Source organism: Mesorhizobium sp. M8A.F.Ca.ET.181.01.1.1 (assembly GCF_004792025.1).
GTDB lineage: Bacteria > Pseudomonadota > Alphaproteobacteria > Rhizobiales > Rhizobiaceae > Mesorhizobium.
Genome location: NZ_SRTV01000077.1, coordinates 1 through 382, shown reverse-complemented (window position 1 = coordinate 382; position 382 = coordinate 1). Strand labels below are relative to the sequence as shown.

Below are 382 nucleotides of genomic sequence, written 5' to 3'. Positions count from 1 at the left end.
GCGAATTGAGGTTCGGCGGCATAGCCGCCAGACAGGGTGCCGAGGAACGATTTGTTGTCGATCGCCGTCTTGAGGTCCGCTGCGGCCTGCTTGGCGCAGTCGTCAAACTTCGACATGTCGACACCGAGCCGAGGCGGGATCGACCCCTTGATCAAGTTGAACTTTATCTGCACTTCCGGATCGAGGATCACCTTGACCAGTTCGTCCTGCGCGGCCCGAAGGTTCGGATCGGTGGTCTCGAACATGCTGAACGAGTCCATTGCCCAAAGGATATTCGGCGTTGACGTAGGGGTCGGGAAACTCAGGAAGTCCACGCCGGGCTTCAGGTTCTTTGCGAGAAACTCGCCCTTCGCCCAATCTCCCATGATCTGCATGCCGGCTT

At 58.4% G+C, this 382-nt stretch carries 1 pseudogene; it reads right to left on the bottom strand.

Annotation, left to right across the window (positions count from 1 at the left end):
• Positions 1 to 245: pseudogene (locus tag EN824_RS35690) on the bottom strand (carbohydrate ABC transporter substrate-binding protein); the annotation flags it as partial.
• Positions 246 to 382 lie beyond the last annotated feature (137 nt).